Source organism: Paenibacillus sp. LC231 (assembly GCF_001860525.1).
GTDB lineage: Bacteria > Bacillota > Bacilli > Paenibacillales > Paenibacillaceae > Paenibacillus_AQ.
In genome coordinates, this window is record NZ_JFOM01000026.1 from 562038 (window position 1) to 582679 (window position 20642).

Sequence of the window (20642 nt, forward strand, 5' to 3'; positions counted from 1 at the left end):
TTTACCGGCAACTGCCACGATTCAGATTACGCAGCGGTAAAATCCACAACCAAACAGGGTGACCTATTCGCCATCATGGCGGTAGGTCACCCTGTTTTACATGCCCTTTCTTTTATAAAAGAGGAAGGCCTTGCTGCTTCGCATAATTGCCCCAATGCGGTCTGCGCCCATCGATGTCGCTAAATCCGTATTCATCCGACAAATCCCAGCTGGAGAGCGCCTTGCCGCTCTTGTCGGCTACATTTGGATCGGCTGCCAGCGCAGCAATGCCCTGCGCAAGGAAATAGGGGGTCTCCGACTCGATGAAATGCGGCTCCTGCGCTGCGGCATCCTGCCAATTGTCTTCCGTCACGCCAAAGTGATCCAGCATTTGCTCGGAACGCAGAAATCCTGGTGTAACGGACAGCGCTGTTACCTGATAGGGACGCAGCTCTTCCGCCATGGCAGCAGCCAGGTGGATCGCCGAAATTTTTGCCAGGCTGTAGTACAAGTTCCCGCGATACCGATACGTAGATCCATCCGTAACTTCAATGACCAATCCCCCGCCGCTGTCCACCATCAGCGGAACACCGTAATAACTTGTAATCATGTGCGTGGTAACCGCCCGCTCCTGGATCAACAATCCATCGGACAGAAACTGCTCCCAGAACGGGATATTCCAGTGCGTAAGGTTCTCGCCTCCCCATATATCATTAACGAGGATGTCCAGCCGTCCTTGCTGCTCCTCGCGAATCCGTTCAAACAATGCCTTTACTTGCTCCTCTACGGTATGGTCACATTGCACGGCGATGCCGATCCCGCCCCGCGCCGTCACCATATCCGCCGTGTCATCAATCGTCTCAGACCGCTTGATATCCGACACCTGACCACGTACGCTCCGTCCCGTGCAATACACCGTTGCCCCTGCTGCACCCAGCATCACCGCAATGGCACGGCCAGCCCCCCGGGTCGCTCCGGCAACGACGGCTGCTTTACCTTGTAATGGCTTAAACTCATCCTTATTCATAGCGTAACCTCCAACCTGTATACTGAATATTCTCAACAACCTTATCCTATCAGTCATATATGACATCCCTTGTCTTATATCCGTGCTACAATACAATTATCTTCTACAGATAGTAAAGAGGTGACATGACTTGAGGGCGGATCGTCTATTGTCCATTATGCTGATGCTACAAAACGGGGGTAAGAAAAATACCCGGTATTTAGCGGAGCAGCTCGAGGTATCGGAACGAACGATCATACGCGATATGGAAAGTCTAAGCTCGGCCGGTATTCCCGTCTATGCGGAAAGAGGCTCCCTCGGCGGTTGGGTCCTGGAAGAGAGCTATCGAACGAACCTGACCGGGATGACGCCTGACGAACTCATCTCCTTGCTGGTTTCCAGTCACAGCCCGCTGATCGGGGATCTAGGAATCCGCAAGCAGTTTGATGCGGCCTATCAGAAATTATTGGCCTCTTCCCCCAGCTCCGTAAGGCAGGACGCCGAAATCATTCGGGAAAAAATCCATATTGATGGCGCAGGCTGGCACTCCTTCCGCGAATCGCATCCGTATCTTACAGTGCTTCAGGAGGCGCTGTGGCTGGATCGCATCACCCGAATCCAATATATGAAGGGGGAGGAGCGGGTCGAAAGAATCATTTATCCGCTCGGGCTGGTTGCCAAACGCAGCACCTGGTATGTGGTCGCGGAATCCGAAGGCGAACGGCGAACCTACCGTGTATCGAGAATCGTGGATGCCGTCATGTCCGAGGATACCTTTGAGCGCCCGACCGATTTTAATCTAGCCGAGTATTGGGAGGAGTCGCTGGCACGGTTCATGCAGAATCTCCCGAAGTATCCGGCACATGTTCGAATGACCGTCTCTCTGATCAAACGCTTTGAGCGGGAGCGATACGTAAAAATAATCCGATGCGACATGGAAAGCCAGAACGACGGGTGGATAACGGCCGATTTGGAATTCAACACCCTGGAATCGGCCTCCGCATTCCTTCTAAGCTGCGGAGCGGAAATCGAGGTGATTGCGCCGCAGGAGCTGCGCGAGCATGTCGGCACAGCCGCGAAAGCCATTTCACAGCTGTATGAATAGATCAAAAAAAGCACCCGGCATATGCCTCAGAATGGAGGCTTGCCCGGTGCTTTTTGCTGCGCATATATGCGCCATTATGATTGATGGGTATGAAGAGGCTTCAGGTGCGCTTCAATCTGTTCCCGCTTCGGCTCAAGGAACGGCGGCAGCGCCAGGGATTCGCCGAGATGATCGATATGCTCATCCGTGTCAAAGCCCGGGCCGTCGGTAGCCACTTCGAACAAAATACCGTTAGGCTCTCTGAAATACAAGGAACGGAAGTAGAAGCGATCGACAAACCCCGAATTCGAAAATCCCACATCGCCAATCCGGTCGATCCATGCCCGGAGCTCCTCCTCGTCCTCTACGCGGAATGCAACGTGATGAACGCCGCCCCGACCAAGCCGCTCCTGCGGAAGGTCCGTTCGTTCTTCTACGTGCACTTCCGCTCCCGTTCCGCCTTCTCCTGTCTCAAAAACAAGGATATTCGGCTGTCCGTCTACAGGCGAGGCATACTGACCTTTATAGCGGAAGCCCATCAGCTCTGTCAATACCTTTACGGTCTGAACCGGATTAGGCACGGTAAGCTGCACCGGACCTAATCCGATAATGGCGTATTCCGCCGGAACCGGTCCCTTTTCCCACGGGTTGCCCCCAGGAACGCCCTCATTATGTTCATCCGAAACCAGAATGATGCGCTGGCCCTCGAAATCCCTGAAGAGAAGTGTCAATCGGCCGGCACGTTCCTTGATCTCCTCGCGTTCTACACCGTGCTCATCCAGCCGCCGGGTCCAGTATTCCAAAGCGCGGTCACCGGGTACGCGAAGGGATGTTGCCGAGATGCTGTTGTTTCCCTCACGGGTCCGGCCGGCCATCGGAATTTCGAAGAAGGTAAGCTCCGTCCCAGGGTTTCCTTTTTCGTCGCCGTAAAACAGATGGTATACCGAGACATCGTCCTGGTTCACCGTCTTCTTAACCAAGCGCATGCCAAGAACCTGCGTATAAAATTCGAAGTTCCGCGAAGCCGCAGCCGTTAACGCGGATACGTGATGAATTCCTTTAAACTTCATGACTTCAACCTCCATTTATATTTGATTTATTCTTCATTAACGAAACCCATGTGAACCATCCAAGTCACCTGTCTGTTATAATTAAACGCCTTATTCAAAAAGCTGCTTCACCCTTGCTTCTTCAACTTATCTTGTGCATCTGGTGCTTAATCTCAGTTTAGTATTTAACTCAGGAATCGTCAAGTCTTAATATTAAGATATTTAAAATAAAAATAACAGAACTCTTTTTCCCTGATCAACTCCGGAAAAATGGATCTGTTATTCATTCCCTGCTATGCTATAAACCTATCCTCGCATGATTGGCCCATTACACCACGAACGGGTCTTCGCCTCTTTAAGTCTTGGATATCGCCTCTTCCCGATACTCGGAGGGCGTTTTCCCTGTTATTTTTTTGAACACCTGCGTAAAGTAGCGAGGGTCCTGATACCCTACCATAGGCGCTACCTGGTATACCTTCACATCCGTATTCAGCAGTATACTCTTGGCTTTCTCGATCCGGCATTCCGTTAAGTACTCCAGGAACGTATATCCCGTTGTTCCCTTAAACAGGGTACAGAAATGGCTGATGCTCAAATCCGCCAGCTCCGATACCTCTTCAATGCTGAGATCCTTCTGGTAATTTTCCGCGATGTACTCCTTGGCTTTGCCCATAACGGCCTGGACATTGTCCTTGGCCTGCCCGGACCTGCTCTCGGCAATCCACTTGCTGAAATGGCTTTTCACGACGTCCATCAGTTGCTGAAGGGTGCCGGATGCATGAAGCTCCTGCAGCAATTCCTCCAGCGACCACTCAAACAGCACCTTCATATGCTCAAACTGCCGATACAGCACAACACTCATCTCCAGCAGCACCCGCTCGGTCATCTCCCGGCTGAACGCATGCTCCTCGATATAAGCCTTGGTCTCGTCAAAAAGCTCCAGCAGCCGCTCCTTGTGAAGCGTGCGGATGCTTTCCACCATGAGCGACTCGAGATGCTTCGGATACTTCGCTTCGCTGGCCGTTTCCATAATGGAATCGGGCGTTCCGAGAAACACCCCCTCTTCCCCGGAATAAAACCGCTGGTATAAGGCGCGGACGGCGGTCTCGTAAGCCGTTCCCAAGCGGTCTATCCCGGCCATGCTGGGACTGAAGCCGACCGAGCAGGACAGCTTCGTATTCCGCTTGATCAATTGCACCAAATCCCGGCCGATCTCCTCCTGCCGCTCCCTCGTCAGGTTCGGAAACAGCAGCACCCATTCGCCGCTGCGGAAAGGAAATACCGTCAGTCCGCCATGCTGCAAGGACCATTCCTCGAGGACGTTCCGTACGGCAAAGAGCCACAGGCGCTTCTCGTCCATGCTCCATAACTCGTTAAGCCGCAAGTAATGATCCAACTGAATGACGGCCATCGTGTATCCATGCTCCAGCTCGCTGTCTTCCAGCCACTGCATATGCTGCAGGGGGCTTCGGTTTCCCTCGATAAATTCCGTGAGCATCCTCTCCCGGGCCAGCAGCGATAAAACCTTGATCGAGTGCAGCATTTGATCATCTGCAATCTGCTTCTCCAGGGTTCTGGCAGCCTTGGCTATCGTTTCCGTCAGCTCATCGTGATCAATCGGCTTGAGCAAGTAATCGAAAGCCCCTTCACGCAGCGCTTCCCTTGCGTATTCGAATTCGCCGTACCCGCTAATGAAAATAATGATCCGCCGTGCCTGATCCGCCTTCAGCTCCTTCATGAGCGTAATGCCATCCATTCCCGGCATCCGTATATCACTGATGATCATATGCGGCGATACTTCACGCGCCAGCTTGAGAGCGCTGTCCCCTGTCTTGGCCTCCCCAACGACTTCGAGATCCAGCTCATCCCAGGGGATGGCTGCCCTTAGACTGCGCAGAATGATCGGCTCATCATCGACCAGCATAACTCTGAATTTGCCTTCCGATCCGCCCATGACGTTCCCCCTGTCTTCTGTTTACTCTGCTGTCGTATTCCGCCTAAGCTTCCAATACCGCACCGAAGACTTCTGAATTTGCTCCAATGCGCCGGCAGCATCGATCCGTCCTCCAATCATATCCTCAATCACCTTAAGGAACGAACTGTTCACCTCTGGTGATAACGTGTTGTCGTAAGGCAGAAAGGTGCTCGTGGACTTCTCCATCAATTCCGTGACTTGGGCAAACACCGGCCCGGTTTTCTTCGAATCATAGCCAATCTTCATCGAAGGGACGCGCAGTCCTTCATACACCAGCCGAGTCTGCACCTCTGGAGTATAGAACATGCCCAGCAGTTCCAGAGCCGATTGCTTTTTCGTTTCATCCAAGTCCGATGACAGCCCGATGCCGATCGTATATCCCCCTGCCAAGGACCGTTCTTCGCCAGGAAAAAGCGACGGAAAGGGAATGACGCCGATCTCGTTCTGAAAATCCGGGTAATCCTCATTCTGCAGCAGCGTAATATCCCAGCTGCCGTTCATATACATTGCCGCTTTTCCTTCCGTGAACTGGGCAATCGCTTCTTCCGTGGAAAGATCGTTTGCGTTCGGACTAAACGCCCCTTCTTTGATCCACAGCTCCAAGTGCTCAAACGCCTCCAAGTAGGACTCTTGCACAAAGCTGACCTGATCATCTCCTTCAACCAGCCGGTCAATCAGTTCCGGCCCGGCGTAGCGATCCATGAAATAGTGGGCAAAAATTCCCGCCGGCCACCTGTCTTCGTTGCCGACCGCAAAGGGGATGATATCGTTCTCCCGAAGGACACGAATCGCTTCGTCCATCTCTCCCAGCGTCTTCGGAGGCTCCAGCTTCAGCTGCCGGAATAATGCCCGGTTATAATAGATCGGCTCTGCGTGTCCCTCGAAGGGCAGGCCATAGATCCGGTCCTCGAAGGTCCAGTGGTGCAGATCCTTGAACTGCTCCTTCAATCCGGTATCCCGCAAAAAATCCGTTAAGTCCATCAACCGGTTGGATCTGGCATAGGGCACGATCTCGGCCCCTCCGAACAGGACAAACATATCCGGCGGCGTACCGGTCACCATCTCGCTCTTCAGCTTTTGTTCCCGGTGAATCGTCTGATCGATGCTCTCGAAGTTCACCTTTACGTTTGGATGCGCTTTCTCATAAGTGCGGACGATGCTCTCGAATACCGCCAGCACCGGCTTGTCATGCTCCTTGTTCCAAAAATGCCGGAACGTCAGCGTGATTTTCTCCGGCTGTTCCTCCTGGGCCGGCCCCTGATTCTGTACCGTCACCCACACGACAGACAGAGCCAACAGAGCGGCATATCCGACGATCCAGCCCCAATTCCAAAACCATCTCACCCTGCAGCCCCCCCTGTCATGTCAGTATTTTCGGTATTCGGATTCGGATCAAGGAGCCGTAACCTGGGGAGGAACAGATCATCAGGCCGTAACGGCTGCCAAACCGGATCCGCAGCCTTTCATGGACATTCTTCAATCCGACCCCGTTCTCGCGATACTTCTTGAGCTGCCCCGGATCCGAATTCCACAGCTTCATCAGCGTTTCCGGCTCGAAGCCCGGACCGTTGTCCTCCACGTCAATCACGATATCCTCGCCGTCCTCGGACACCCGGATGGAGATCAGTCCGCTTTCCTCCATCGGCTCGATCCCGTGATATAAAGCGTTCTCAACAATCGGCTGAATAATCAGCTTTTGCGTAACGTAGTGCCTCAGTTCATTCGGAAGCTCAATGCCGTAATCGAATTTTTCTTCAAACCTGAATTTCTGTATCCGCATATAATGCTGGACATGCTCCAGCTCCATGCTAACCGGTATGAGTTCGTGATGCTCGCTGATGCTGATACGCAGCAGCTTACCAAGGGAAACCACCATCTTGCTGATATCCTTGTTACCCTGAAGCACGGCCATCGAATTGATCGATTCCAGTGAATTATAGATGAAGTGCGGATTGATCTGAGCGACAAGCGCCTGCAGCTCCGCTTCCTTTTTTCGCGCTTGTTCCGTCTCGACCTGTCCAATCAGCTCCTGGATCTGCGTGCTCATCCGGTTAAAGCCGTCGATTAGCAGATCCGTCTCGTCTTCCGCCACGTTATGCGACGGGATCGGGACGAAGATGCCCTGCTTGACGCGCTTCATCCCGTTCACCGCGCTGATGATGCTGCGCACCATTCTGCGCACAAAAAAACGGTCGAACAGGAACGCCGACACGAGCGAGATCAACCCCAGGATCAAGGCTAGGTTGCGAATCGGGACCGATTCGGCCGAAATCAGTTTACTTGGCGTGATGGCGACCAGAAACCAATCTTTATTATGAGAAGGTGAATATGTGATCAGCGATTTTTCGCCTGCATATTGATCGATATAGTAGCCTTTTCCATTCGTCTTATAACTATCCGAGAGGAACGGGAATTCCGTCCGCTCCCCGATATGCCCGCCTGACTTGCTAAACACGATGTGCCCCTGCTGGTTGACCAGCAAAATGTCTCCCTGCTTCAGCGTTGCCGCCTCCCAGAACACCTGATCGAGAAGATCCGGCTTCACGTAGATGACCACGGTTCCGATATCCTCCAGCGAGTAATAGTCCTTGATGATCCTGGATTGAATCAAAACGGGAGCGCCGTCAGCCGCAGAGCCGTTCTCGCCGGGTCCGACCCATACGGGACGCCCCTCCGCCTTCTCCACCGCTTCATACCATGCCTGCTGCCTCAGTTCCTGAAGCTCCATTCCGCCATTCGTGTTATACATCAACCGGTCATTCGAATAAAAAGCAAACGACGCAATCATCGGATGATTGATCAGATTGTTGATCTCCTGCCGCCGTTCATAGGTAACCGCGTATTCCGGCTGTTTCAGCATCTGCTGAACCGATTGCTGGGTAATCGCCGAGTTCGAAATCGTCGTGATTTCGTTCAAGGCGAACTTCAGTTTGCGATCCGTTTCCAGAAGCGAAATCCAGTAGAAATCATTCGATTTCTTCTCCATCGCTTCCGAAAAGCTGTAATAGGATACCCCGCCCAGCGCGATGACCGGAATGAAGACCAGAAGAATAATAGCCAGCAATATCTTTCGGCGGAGTTTCATGGATCCTTCCTCCCTCCACTCTACTATGTCTATTATTCTTCATGACAGGCCGCATTCCTTGTCGACTTCACCTTGCTTGTTAACTTTTTATGGCGCCTGATGTCAGTCCCGCGATGACGTAGCGGCTGAACAATAGAAACACAATGAGAAGCGGCAGCGTCGCCGTGAAGGTGGCCGACATGATCATTCCAAAATCAAGGCCATCCTTATTGGTGAACAATTGCTGCAGCGCAATTTGAATGGTGTAATTTTCTCTGTTTTTCAATACGACGAGCGGCCAGAAGAAATCATTCCACACGTTCATGAAATTCAGAATCCCCAGTGTAGCCATCGCCGGTGTTACGACAGGAATGGCGATGTTCCAGAAAATCCGGAAGTGTCCGCCGCCATCAATCCGCCCCGCTTCGATCAGCTCGGTATGAACGGCGGAAGCGATGTACTGCCGCATCCAGAAGATGCCGAAGGCATTGACCATGGCGGGCACGATCAGCGCTTTGTAGCTATCGATCCAGTGCAGCTTGGCCATGATGACGTACTGTGGAAGCACGCCCAGCTGGGCAGGCACAAGCATCGTGGCAATGACAAAAACAAACAGCGTCTTCTTCAAAGGGAATTCATACTTGGCAAAAGCATAACCCGCCAGCGTACAGAGGAACACAACGGACAATGTAACGGCGGAAGACACAACGACCGAGTTCATCAACGCCCGGAAAAAATCCGTTCGCTCCAGCACGCGCGAGAAGTTATCCAGGAACTCCGTTCCAGGCGTAAGGAGCGGCGGAATATGAAATGCCGCATCCTTGTCATTCGTAGCCACGACAAACATCCAGTAGAACGGGAAGATCGAGACCAGTGCGCCAAGGATCATGAAGAGGTAGAAAAAGAATTTGGCGATAATACCGGGTTCATCCGGTTTTTTCCGGCTTATGGCGACTGTGCTCATGCTTTTTTACCTCCCGTATCTTTACCTTCGCGGCCCACCATCATGTTCAATACCGAAAATAGAATGGTGGCGATAAACAAGAGCACCGCCGTTGCCGCAGCTGTACCGAAAAATCCGTTCTTAAATGCTTCATTATACAGGTAAGTGACCATCGTGACCCCTTCCTGCCGCGTAGAGCCCGTGCCGGACTGACCTAGGAATACATAAGGCTCCGTAAACAATTGGAGCGCCCCGATCGTCGATACCAAGGTAACGAACAGAATGAATGGCCGAAGAAGCGGCAGCGTGATATAGAGCAGCTGCTGGCCTCGGGTGGCACCGTCGATTTTGGCTGCCTCATAAATATCGGTCGGAATGCTCTGCAGACCCGATAGAAAAATAATGGCGTTATAGCCCATCCACCGCCACATGACCATAGACGATATTGCGATTTTGACTCCCCACCAGCCGGAGTTGAACGGTACGCTTTCCGCGCCGAAGGTGTTCAGGAGCCAGTTGACCATCCCGTTGTTGCCAAACATCGTACTGAACACCAGCGTTACTGCAACGATGGAGGTGATGTTCGGCATAAAATACAGAATACGGAACGTGTTCTTGAATCTGTTCAAGGCCGAGTTGAGCATAACCGCAACAAATAATGCCACAATCAGCTGCGGCACGGTTCCCATCAAAGCCATAATGAGTGTGTTGCTGAAAGCGATCCAGAAGGTCGGGTCGCTTGTAATCAGCTCGTAGTTCTTGAAGCCGACGTACTTCATCGGTCCGAGTGCATCCCATTTGAAGAAGGACAAATAGATGGTAAAAAGAATCGGATACAATCCAAAAATTGCGAACAAGATGAAGAATGGCGATATGAACGTATAAGCCGTAAACCGGCTGCGCACGGTCTCCGTCAACAAGCGCCGCCTCGGGGGCACCGGTTGTGGTGACTCTGCTGTAACTGTGTCTGCCATGAATGCACCTCCAGGTAGATAAGGATAAATCCGAATCCGAGCGAAGAGAGCTTCCTCCCTACTCGGATTCGGACGGATTACGGGCTGAATGAGCTGGCGAGGAATGCTCCTTTTCCTAGCTGCGATCAACCAGCGTCTTGATTTGTTTCATTGCGCTTTCCCATTCTTTTTGCGGGTCGGCTTTTTTCTCCAGCACGTTTTTGAGTGCGTTCTTGATGATCGTGTCGGTCTGGTCGTGAAGCGGTCCGTAGTAAACCGGCTTGATGCGCTCCGCCGACTTGGCATATGCTTCGGAAATGACTTGACCGCCGAAGAATTCATCCTTCTCCTCCGTGAATGAAGGCTCGCTGTAAACCGCCGGGATGGATGGGAACAAGCCGCTGTCCTTGAACGATTTCAGCTGATTCTCTTTGTTAAGCACCCACGAGATGAATTCGTAGGCTTCCTTCGAATGCTTGCCTTCCTTCGGCAGGGTCAGGAACGAACCGCCCCAGTTGCCTGCTCCTTCAGGAAGCTGGGCAATCTGCCATTTGCCTGCGGTATCCTTCGCATTGCGGATCGTGCCGGCAATCCAAGCCGGGCCGAGCATGACGCCAAAGTCTCCATCATTGATCGCCTTTTGCCATTCAGGAGACCACAGAATCCAGTTGCCGATCCAGCCTTCCTGAATTCCTTTTACCGTAAAGTCGTAAGCTTTTCTCACTTGCGGGTTCGTATCTCCGATAAAGGAGCCATCTTCTTTGTTGAAGTAGATTTGATCCGGGGACTGGTCGCGCACCCCGTTATATACCAGGTCCGTCAAGTCGGCGAACGGCTTTCCTGTTTTGCTTGTGAAGTCCTTGGCTACGCTGGCGAATTTGTCCCATGAATCAATCGCTGCACTAAACCCGTCCGGATCCGTCGGCAGTCCGGCTTGCTCTGCCAGATCCGTACGGTAATATACGACCGTAGGACCGATGTCTGTTGGCAGACCGAGTTGGAAGGTGCCGTCAACCGAAGTAGCCTGCTTCCATTTCCACTCCAGGTAGTTGCCTTCTAAGTCTTTAGCGCCGAGATCGTACAGATTGTAGAATTTATCCTGGTTGTTGATAAAACGCTCCATAAACGCGATTTCTAATTGGAAAATGTCAGGCGCGCCCGAGCCAGCGGACAATGCTGTCGTCAAGTTGTTGTGATGTGCGGTTTGATCCGACGTATTCTGGAATTTGAACGTGATGTTCGGATGCTCCTTCGTATATTCCTTTGCCAGATCCTCATAGTTGGTTGTTCCCAGCGACCAGAAGGAGAGCTCGATTTTCTCTGTGGACTCGGTTCCTTCTTTCGTATTGCCTGTCTCTTCGCTGCTTCCTCCCCCCGGAGATTCAGCCGTACTGCTTCCGTTACCGCCCCCGCCTCCACATGCGGCAAGCGTAAACACCATGATGACACTCAGGAGCAGCAAGCTCCATGACTTAAACCTTTTCATCGTTCTACCCCTCTTCCATGAAACGTATTTTTCTTCTTTAGTCTAATGAAAGCGGCGCCAAATTTTGAGGTGGTAAACTTTCGAATTTGAGTTGAATTTATTACGATTCAGGCTCGGTCATCCCAAAATCGCAGCACAAAAAAACCGCATATCGTATATGTCGATAGCGGTCTTATAGATATTAAGGGAATCATATCGTCCATTTGACGATGGAGCCGGCATAGGTCATTCCCCCGCCAAACCCGTAGAGTAAGACATGGTCTCCCACTTTGAGCCGTCCTTCATCCACCGCCAGCTGAAGTGCAAGCGGAATGGAGGCTGCCGACGTATTCCCGCGGTACTCGACGCTGGTTAAAGTGCGATCCATTGTAAATGGCCCACGCTCGTTAATCGCCTCGATCATGCGAAGATTGGCGCTATGCGGGACAAACCAATCCACTTCCTCCGCGGTCATGCCTCCTTTGGACAGAAGAGATCGAACGCCGTCCGGAATGTTCCGAATGGCCCACTTATAAATTTCACGACCATTTTGAACAAGGCAGCCGCTCTTTAATTCCGTGCCGTCCATTTGCTCGGAGAGCGCTGTTTTATACAGGTGTATGCCGCCCTCGCCAAAAGTTCCCGATACAGATGCTATGACACTTGGCGAATCCTCATCTTTCTCCAACAATACGGCACCGGCGCCGTCCCCAAACAATACGCATGTCGTTCGGTCGGTGTAATCCGTAATCTTCGATAAGGTTTCTGCGCCGATAACCAGAATCTTACGGTAGGCTCCCCCGGATATTAATCCGTCAGCCATCTGGAGTGCATATACAAATCCCGCACAAGCAGCATTCAGATCCAGCGCACCCGTGCTTGCAATGCCCAGCTTCGATTGGACCCGTGAAGCTGTACTGGGAAAAGAATATTCCGGCGTGCTTGTGGCCACAAGAATCATATCAGCATCCCGCACGGTAACGCCGTATCGATCAACCATATCCTCTACAGCCTTGATGGCGAGATCCGACACGTACTCATGCGGGGCAGCAATCCGGCGCTCCCTCATGCCTGTTCGCTGCACAATCCACTCATCACTCGTTTCAACCATCTTTTCTAAATCCGCATTGGTTAGTATCCGTTCAGGAACATAGGTCCCGATTGCCGTAATTCTTGACTTTGATTGGCTCATCATTCACACCTCCAAGTTTGTAACTATTATATCACCAAGTACTAGTACTTGGTACTAATTTATTTTTACATATGTTCATTACAGCCTTCACCAACTTCACCTGCATCTAAACACACAACCGCCATTCCGCACAAAAAACCTTTATCGCGAAAGCGATAAAGGTTCTCCAAGCACGACTAGAAATAGACTTCCTCACCAACCGACATGGAATAAATGTGAAGGTTGGGGTTCGGTGCTTCCTCTGTCAGACGGGCTCGTAACCGGTCCGTTTCTCCTTTGTCTGCATGGACGAGTACTGTATGCAGTGCCGGAACGCCGGTTATCATCTGGCGCACATCCGCCAGACCCTGGTGTACCTTATACCTGATTTTCGTGACAGAGCAGGCACCGTACGAGGCCGGATGTTGAAGTAGGCGATGTCCAAAGGACCCCTGGGAAACATGGCCTGTGAGCAGAACCAGATTCCGGGTATCGCCGGACATCTGGCGGTAGTACCACTGCGCAAGATTCGACTGCATCATCCCATCCGTTACGAACCATAGCGATGCCCCGTACTTTTGGAGCAAGGACTCACGTTCGGCTTGGCTAGCGGGCACGATCCAGTCGTTCCGGTTCAGCAATAACTCCAGCTGATCCCTCATTCCCTGATCGGATTCCTGGCTGCGAAGCCACTCCGAACGAGCAAGCAGTCGCTTCATTCCTTCGATCAGCGGCGCTTCGATCATGATCGGCACATTTCCCCAATTCCTGTATGCCCATAGGATCATTTCCTGCCCCCTGCCGGCGGCCGGCACCGGTATCAACACCTTCCCGCCGGTTTGCAGCGTGCTCTCAATCTTATGTTCCAACTGCTTTAGCTTATCGGCCTGTGATGTAGCGTCCGTTCCGTAAGCCGCATCCACTATAGCCAGATCCAGCAGCATGGAAGAGGGCATGTCTACCAGCGCTGGGCTGTCATCCTCAAGCAGCAGCGATTCCGATGTGTAGTCGCCTGAATAGAAGATTCGTTTTCCCTCAGCCTGTACCAAAAACCAAACAGCCCCCACCATATGGCCGCTTCGTCCCCACATGATCTCCACGCCCGGAAGCGCCTCAAACCATGTCAACTTCTCAGCCTCTTCCTCCAGATACCGGTAGCGGATCGCCAGCTGATCCTCCTCCATATAAGGAAGCTCTACGCCTGCCCTTGCCGTGTACTCTTTCCAGGAGGCAAAGTAGGCCGTTAACTGCGCTGCCGTCTCCCGGGTGGTCCATACCTCCCCTTGGTAGCCAAGCCGATACAGGAGCGGAATCGCCACCGAGTGGTCCTCGTGGGCATGCGACAGAAACACGGCATCCAGCTTCGGTACCTGTTCTTGTTGGATCATGGGATAGTCCCCCGATCCTTCCTTCTTGACGCCGCAATCCAGGAGCAAATGAACCTGGCTGCCGCTCAGTAAATACGCGGAGCGGCCATGCTCGCCTGCACCGCCCCATACCGTCAGTTTCATCATGATGCATTCCACTTTCTTTTAGAATTCATAGCTTCGACCAGCAGCAACAGCAGCACCGTCATACCGACGGAGACAACGGCCATCGCCATCCCGAGAGATACCTGTCCCTGCTCAAACTGGGCAAAAATATACGTAGCCGATGTCTGCATCGATGGCGGCAGAATGAGCAGTGATCCGACCAGCTCCCGTGAAGCAATCGTGAAGGTCATGATCCATCCCGCCAGCATGCCGGGCATAATCAACGGCAGCAGAATGCGCCGCAGTACAAGCAGAGGACCGCCTCCAAATACCTGCCCCGCCTGAAACAGAGTACCGTCAATCTGCGTAAAGCTGGCCTTTACATATTGCACCGTATAGGGGAGGAACAGCACGACGTACGTCAGCACCACCATCCCATAGGTATTGTAGAGCGTAACCGGCATCCATGGCGCATTCCAGAGCAGGATCAAACCGACGACCATCACAATGCCCGGAACCGTATTTGGCAAGAGACTTAACAGATCGATGACCCGCTGCATCCGTGCCTGGGACTTGCCGATCGCCAGGGCAAAACCGGTACCGAGCAGAACGGCAACGGTAGATGCCGCAAGCGACAGGCCCAGGCTGTTACCGAGCGCTTTCTGGCTGACCGATCCCCAGGACAGCAGTTCCTTGTAATGAGCAAGCGTCAGATTATCTAAGGACAATCCGGCTCCCCGGAGTTTCATCAGAGATGCCGCAATGACGGAAAAATAAGGAATGCCGACAGACAATACGAGCAGCAAACCGATGTAAAGAGCGCAGATGGCACCTTTGCTTCCGCGCAGCGAATATCTCTTGGAGCGCTGACCTTTGCCGCCGACTAGACGGTAGGTAAATCTCCGGCTGATCGTAGACTGCATGTACCACATCACCAGACAAACCGACAGCAGGACCGATGCCAGCGAGGTCGCTTTACCGAAATCGATGGGCCAGCTTGAAATATATTTGTGGATTTCCGAGGTCATTACATAATAGCCGATGCGGCGACCGAACGTTGCCGGGGTGCCGAATTCCGCAATGGTTTTGACGAACACCAGCATCGCGCCCATGCCGTAAGAGGATAACAGCAGCGGCAGTATGATTCTTCTAAACCGGTATCCAGCGCTTGCGCCGTGAACCGCGCCGGCCTCCTCCAGATTACCGCCGATCCGAATCAGAGCGTCCCGCAGCAGCAGGTAGAGAAACGGGAACAAATGCAGACTCATGATCAGCACCATACCTCCGAAGCTGAAGAAGGAATCGCTCCATCTCGCAGCTCCCGGCAGCCACTGCTGCAGGTATCCGCCCTTTTGCATAAACAGAATCCAGCCCATCGAACCGATATACGGCGGGGTCATGAACGGAATCATCAAAATCACGTCCACCCACCGATGCTGTCCCAACCGCGTTTTTGCCATCATCCAGGCGAGCGGCAGCGCGAGCAGTGTCGATCCTGCCACCACGCATACCCCCAGCCAGATGGATTGCAGCAAAATACCGGACAGCTCATGACCGGCTATCGTTCGTATCGGCGCCAGCCAATCGAAGTGCTGATTCGGGTATACACTTTGCCAGAAAATAAGCAGCAATGGCACACCGATACCTATAATAAGAAGAAAAAGGGCGAGAATAACGCCCATTTTCCGTAAAAATCGCTGACTGTCCATGATGACAGGTCTCACTTTTCGGTTCACCTCACATTGCCTTCCTGTGGTGGTTCGCTCTAATGCACTTACTTAAATACTTCGGAAAAACGTGCCGCCGTCTCATCCCCATGGTCATTCATCCAAGCCCAATCCACTTTAAACACCGGAATATCCTTCAGATTGGTCCGGCCTTCAGCCTCCACATCGACACGGCCCGGAATCAGATAGGCGTCCGCCACCAGCTTCTGTGCTTCGTCCGACAGCAAGTAGTCGATGAAAGCCTTGGCATTATCCACGTTCGGACTGGATTTCAAAATCGCAGCCGGTCTCGGGCTCACGACGGTTCCTTCTTCCGGGTATACAATGTCAAGCGGCTCGCCTTTGGCTTTGGCCGAATACGCCATGTAATCCACGCCTGCAGCAACCAAACTCTTGGCACCGGTGATCACAGGATCCAGCGCTTCCTGATTCGCTCCTGCCATAGCCGTGCCATTGGCCTTATAGTCCTCGAACAGTTTCCAGCCTGCGTCGCCCTTCACACTCAAATAACCCGTGATAAAATCCAGCGCCGATCCCGACAGCGTCGGATCCGGAATATTGACCGCATCCTTCCACTCCGGCAAGCCCAAATCAGCCCAGGTTTGAGGCGGCGCAGAGACCAGATTGGTGTTGTATACAATCCCCAGCGCCGATGCGCTAGTGCTGAAATAGTTTCCTTCGGCGTCGGACCAATCCTTATTCAGCTTGTCCGCATTCGCGGCTTCAGGATAAGGCAATGTCAGACCATCCGCCTTCAGTGCCTGTGCGGAGGGGAGAGATGCAAGAATGACCACATCCGCAACCGGATTCGATTTTTCCGCTTCCATCCGTGCCAAAATTTTGCCCGTTGTGCCTTGGAACATCTCTACCTTCACGCCGGTCTTGGCTTCAAAACCGCTCACGATATTGTCGGCAAGCTTTTGCGGACCTGCGCTGTATAGAACGAGCTTGCCTCCGACTTGCGTACTCCCGGATGCAGATGATTTGCCTGTATCCTGCGCCGGCATAGTAACGGAATCCCCATTTGGGGTACTGCCGCATCCAAACAGACTTAGACTCATGACAGATGCCAGCAACAGCATCGCGCTTTTTCTCCGTAACTTCAATTGACTCATTTCTCCCCAACTCCCCTTCATTTAGCCTGCAGCAGCAGGCGTGCGTTTTGCTGTATTTTGATGCATGTATGTATTCTTATCAGGACTTGTTCCTTCACCTATCCGCCAGACCTTATGTGGAGACACGTACAGATTTACTCGTTCTCCGACGGGTACCCTCTTGTCCAGGTAAGCGGTCCACTTGTCCAAACCATCCACCTGTAAGCGAAATTCGTATCGCTCGCCTACATAGCTCACGCTTAGCACCGTTGCCTGATAGCATTCATCCTCCGTGCTTATCCTGCTCCAGGTCACATGCTCCGGTCTCACCATGGAATGATCCACCGTCAGCCAATTGGACTTGCCGATAAACGAAGCCACAAAGGGATGACTAGGTGTTTCATATATCATCTCCGGGGTTCCACGCTGCAGGACTTCTCCCTTCCGCATGACCACAATTTCATCCGACATCGACATGGCTTCCACCTGATCGTGTGTGACATAAAGGGCAGTCAGCCCCATATCCTTCACAAGCGACATCATTTCGATCCGCATTTCCTCCCTAAGCACGGCATCCAGCGCGCTCAGAGGTTCATCGAACAGTACCAGAGCCGGACGAATGGCTACTGCCCTGGCAAATGCAACCCGCTGCTGTTGTCCACCGGACAGCTGATGCGGATATCGGTCCTCCATCCCTTCCAAGCGAACCATAGCCAGCGCTTCGGTTACTTTTTGTCTGAGATCCGCCTTAAGCTTGGCCGCTTTTAATCCGAAGGCAACATTCTCGTATACCGTCATATGCGGCCAGAGGGCAAAATCCTGAAATACCATCCCGAAGCTGCGTTTGTGCGCCGGCACATCAATCTTTTGGTGTACGGAGTAGATACACCGGTCTTCCGCATAGATTTCTCCTCCGTCCGGCTGTTCCAGCCCGGCGATCATCCTGAGCAATGTCGTTTTGCCGCAGCCTGACGGCCCGAGCAATGTGGTGAATTGACCGTGACGCAGTTTTAAATCGGTGGGAAGTAACGCGGGTGTACCCTGAAATGATTTTTGAATGCCCCTGATTTCAATATCCACTTTCGATCCCAACCTGTCTTCTTAAGCTATTTCCAGTGTAAGGGTTACGTTTAAGCGTTGTATTAGACTAATGTAAACTTGGAATTAACTTTTTGTTTGAATTCTGTTGATACTCATAGATTAAATCTATATAGAGAGCATAAATAAGGAATAATCAAGGGAGAGATACGAATGAATCTAATGAAGCTGCAAATTGTGGAGCTGATCGACCGCCATCATCATATGACCAGCGTGGCAGAAATACTCGGCATCAAGCAGCCCACGGTTACTTTTCATATGAAGTCACTGGAAGAGGAACTACAAGTCCGGCTGTTCGAGTCCCGAAGCGGAAAAACATTTCTTACCGAGGCCGGACAAGCTCTGCTGCATTATGCGGTAAAAATAAACGCGCTTGCCAAAGAGTCTGAGCGGGTCGTCCGCGAATACGACAGCTTATATCGGGGAACGCTGCACATTGGAGCCAGTTATGTCCCTGCCACCTATCTGCTGCCCGCGATATTGAATACCTTTGCCCGTGAGTTTCCCGGCATACGGATCTCCTTATCCGTCAAGCCTTCACCGGTTATCCGCGACATGCTGGCACGGCATCAGATTGATCTGGGTATTATTTCTTCTGAGCCCTTTACCGGTCCCAGTCTCCAGGCCGAGTCCTTGTGCAGGGATGATCTGACCCTAATATGTTCGCCTGACCATCCGCTAGCCAAAACGGATTTGCTGCAGCCCGAGTAGATCATTCGCACTCCCTTTGCCTTGCATGGAAGCGAATCCAGCACGAGACAGCTGACCGACCTATGGCTTGCGCAGCATGGTTTGCGTATGAGGAGTCCGGTAGAGCTGGACTCGCTGGAAGCGATCAAGCAACTTGTATTGTTGGGGGACCATATTTCCTTTATGTCGCGGATCGCGGTACAGCGGGAGCAGCACGAAGGCTTACTGCACGTTATGCCGATTCCCGGCCATCGGGCATCCCGGCATATATACAGCGTCCATAATCGAGACCGTCTTCCTTCCGTACAAATTCAGCGTTTTCAAGAGGTCTTGCGCGAAGTGGGCAAACAATTGGAGCAAGTCCTGTAATTGAACGGCTCTGTAAGCCATGTGGATGGATTAACAAAAAATGTATGCAACTATTCAATAATTCTATACATATTTGATACAGTCGCCCTTCACCGTTAACAGCTCACAATTATTCAGCGTTTAAAGTAAGCTGTGTACCTAAATCCAGCTTATGGGAGTGATTGTATTGAGAAAATGGAAACAGCTGACGTTGTCTTTCATGGTAGGTTTCGCGGCTCTTGGAAGTGGATTAACCGGATTCCAGACAGCTGAGGTTTCGGCCGCCGCCAATGCCGTGCCTTCGTATGAGGTGAAGCTCCTTGCCAAACCCGAAACCGTGCTGGAATCTAGCGGAAGCCTGCGGAGCGAAGTCATTCAAGCATTCGGAATAACCTCTATTCCTCAAGCGATCGGAGTAGCTTATTATGATACGGACAACCTAGAGCTGAATGCCGAAGGCTGGGACGTCCGTTTTCGCAAAAAAGAGGACAAGGATAACTACGAGCTTACCTATAAGAAACGGTATCCCATCGTGAATGGAGATATTAACGCCGCGCTTAGCTTGGCGAACCAGGAAGGCTTTGATGCTTCGGATGACAATTACGAGGCCGAGATTGATTGGGGCTATGGCAAACAAACGCTTAGCTTCTCCAACACCAAGAAAATAAGCACGAATACGACCGGCACAACACTCCCGTCCGAACAAGACGCCTTGGCTTTACTGCTGGACAAACTGCCAGGAAAGCTCAAAAAATGGTCCTCCCCGAATTGGGGTGAACAAAAGCTCTCACAGTCCCGAATTCATGGACCGCTGACGTTCTACCGCTATGAAGGATCTTGGAATGGCCAGAAAATGAGCCTCGAAGTTTGGCCGATTCGCAATGCAGACGGCACAGGAACCGAGAATCTGATCGAAATCTCTTTTAAAACATCCGATGTCTCGGTTGCTTCCCAGCTCCGATCAGAGCTTATGGATACCCTCGAGTCTAACGGTTGGCTGCTTCCCATGGACGGCTTGAAGACACAGTTGATCTTGGAAAGATATTAAGCTATGAAAACATGTTAGATAAAAGAAGCTATTACGGAAAAGAAGAGAAGGGCGCCCTCATAGGGGGCGCCCTTCTTGCTGATGCTACATGATTCTGTTCAGATGTTTGTAAGGGTATAACAAAAAAGACCGTTATCGATGACTCGATAACGGTCTTTATGGTTGTTCGCTTGGCGACGTCCTACTCTCCCGGGACCCTTCGGTCCAAGTACCATCGGCGCTGGAAGGCTTAACGGTCGTGTTCGGTATGGGAACGCGTGGAACCCTTCCGCCATCGCCACCAAACGGTTCAGATGCTTGATCACCTGAAAACTAGATACGAAACGAAATTTGCAGCACATTGAAATATTTTGGATAAGCCCTCGACCGATTAGTATTGGTCAGCTCCATGCATTGCTGCACTTCCACCTCCAACCTATCTACCTCGTCGTCTTCAAGGGGTCTTACTAGTTGGGAAATCTCATCTTGAGGGGGGC

Annotated in this window: 15 protein-coding genes, 2 rRNA genes and 1 pseudogene; 3 read left to right on the forward strand and 15 right to left on the reverse strand. The window is 52.0% G+C overall.

The window, feature by feature from the left end; all coding sequences use genetic code 11:
• Positions 1–112: 112 nt before the first annotated feature.
• A complete protein-coding gene (locus AK95_RS19635; RefSeq protein ID WP_071221578.1) occupies positions 113–1006 on the reverse strand; it encodes an SDR family oxidoreductase in 894 nt (297 codons plus the stop codon).
• A 130-nt stretch (positions 1007–1136) separates the two neighbouring features.
• Here AK95_RS19635 and AK95_RS19640 point away from each other — a divergent pair, with 130 nt between their 5' ends.
• Positions 1137–2090, forward strand: coding sequence for a helix-turn-helix transcriptional regulator (locus AK95_RS19640; protein ID WP_071221579.1), 954 nt, complete (start codon positions 1137–1139; stop codon positions 2088–2090).
• A gap of 74 nt (positions 2091–2164) precedes the next feature.
• Here the strand turns inward: AK95_RS19640 and AK95_RS19645 are convergent, their stop codons facing one another.
• From AK95_RS19645 to AK95_RS19700, 12 genes are all read right to left on the reverse strand, one after another.
• On the reverse strand, positions 2165–3139 hold the full coding sequence (locus AK95_RS19645) for a ring-cleaving dioxygenase (RefSeq protein ID WP_071221580.1): 975 nt from the start codon (positions 3137–3139) through the stop codon (positions 2165–2167).
• A 334-nt stretch (positions 3140–3473) separates the two neighbouring features.
• Entirely contained in the window at positions 3474–5072 is a 1599-nt protein-coding gene (locus AK95_RS19650) for a response regulator transcription factor (RefSeq protein ID WP_071221581.1), read from the reverse strand.
• A 21-nt stretch (positions 5073–5093) separates the two neighbouring features.
• Positions 5094–6437, reverse strand: coding sequence for an ABC transporter substrate-binding protein (locus AK95_RS19655; protein WP_071221582.1), 1344 nt, complete (start codon positions 6435–6437; stop codon positions 5094–5096).
• A 16-nt stretch (positions 6438–6453) separates the two neighbouring features.
• Positions 6454–8178 (reverse strand): sensor histidine kinase, encoded by a 1725-nt coding sequence (locus AK95_RS19660; protein WP_071221583.1) that lies wholly within the window; start codon positions 8176–8178, stop codon positions 6454–6456.
• 79 nt (positions 8179–8257) lie between these two features.
• The gene (locus tag AK95_RS19665) at positions 8258–9121 is read right to left on the reverse strand and encodes a carbohydrate ABC transporter permease (protein WP_071221584.1); all 864 of its coding nucleotides are present in this window, start codon (positions 9119–9121) and stop codon (positions 8258–8260) included.
• Positions 9118–10074: a carbohydrate ABC transporter permease gene (locus AK95_RS19670; RefSeq protein WP_071221585.1), complete on the reverse strand. Its 957-nt coding sequence runs from the start codon at positions 10072–10074 to the stop codon at positions 9118–9120. The genes AK95_RS19665 and AK95_RS19670 overlap by 4 nt, the downstream gene beginning before the upstream one ends.
• 115 nt (positions 10075–10189) lie before the next feature.
• Positions 10190–11539: an ABC transporter substrate-binding protein gene (locus AK95_RS19675; RefSeq protein ID WP_071221586.1), complete on the reverse strand. Its 1350-nt coding sequence runs from the start codon at positions 11537–11539 to the stop codon at positions 10190–10192.
• A gap of 190 nt (positions 11540–11729) precedes the next feature.
• Complete coding sequence (locus tag AK95_RS19680) at positions 11730–12710, reverse strand: ketoacyl-ACP synthase III (RefSeq protein WP_201259410.1); 981 nt, start codon at positions 12708–12710, stop codon at positions 11730–11732.
• Between the two features lie 176 nt (positions 12711–12886).
• On the reverse strand, positions 12887–14203 hold the full coding sequence (locus AK95_RS19685; protein WP_071221588.1) for an MBL fold metallo-hydrolase: 1317 nt from the start codon (positions 14201–14203) through the stop codon (positions 12887–12889).
• Positions 14200–15843, reverse strand: a complete 1644-nt coding sequence (locus tag AK95_RS19690) for an ABC transporter permease (protein WP_201259411.1) — start codon at positions 15841–15843, stop codon at positions 14200–14202. The genes AK95_RS19685 and AK95_RS19690 overlap by 4 nt, the downstream gene beginning before the upstream one ends.
• A gap of 92 nt (positions 15844–15935) precedes the next feature.
• Positions 15936–17003, reverse strand: a complete 1068-nt coding sequence (locus tag AK95_RS19695) for an ABC transporter substrate-binding protein (protein WP_071221589.1) — start codon at positions 17001–17003, stop codon at positions 15936–15938.
• A 21-nt stretch (positions 17004–17024) separates the two neighbouring features.
• Positions 17025–18062 (reverse strand): ABC transporter ATP-binding protein, encoded by a 1038-nt coding sequence (locus AK95_RS19700; protein ID WP_071221620.1) that lies wholly within the window; start codon positions 18060–18062, stop codon positions 17025–17027.
• Positions 18063–18233: 171 nt separating this feature from the next.
• Between AK95_RS19700 and AK95_RS19705 the strand changes: the two are divergent.
• Together AK95_RS19705 and AK95_RS19710 are read left to right on the forward strand one after the other, a co-directional pair.
• Positions 18234–19139: pseudogene (locus AK95_RS19705) on the forward strand (LysR family transcriptional regulator).
• Positions 19140–19305: 166 nt separating this feature from the next.
• Complete coding sequence (locus AK95_RS19710) at positions 19306–20166, forward strand: hypothetical protein (RefSeq protein WP_481855855.1); 861 nt, start codon at positions 19306–19308, stop codon at positions 20164–20166.
• 168 nt (positions 20167–20334) lie between these two features.
• Here the strand turns inward: AK95_RS19710 and rrf are convergent.
• Positions 20335–20451: ribosomal RNA gene (gene rrf, locus AK95_RS19715) — 5S ribosomal RNA — on the reverse strand.
• Between the two features lie 65 nt (positions 20452–20516).
• Positions 20517–20642: ribosomal RNA gene (locus AK95_RS19720) — 23S ribosomal RNA — on the reverse strand; the annotation flags it as partial.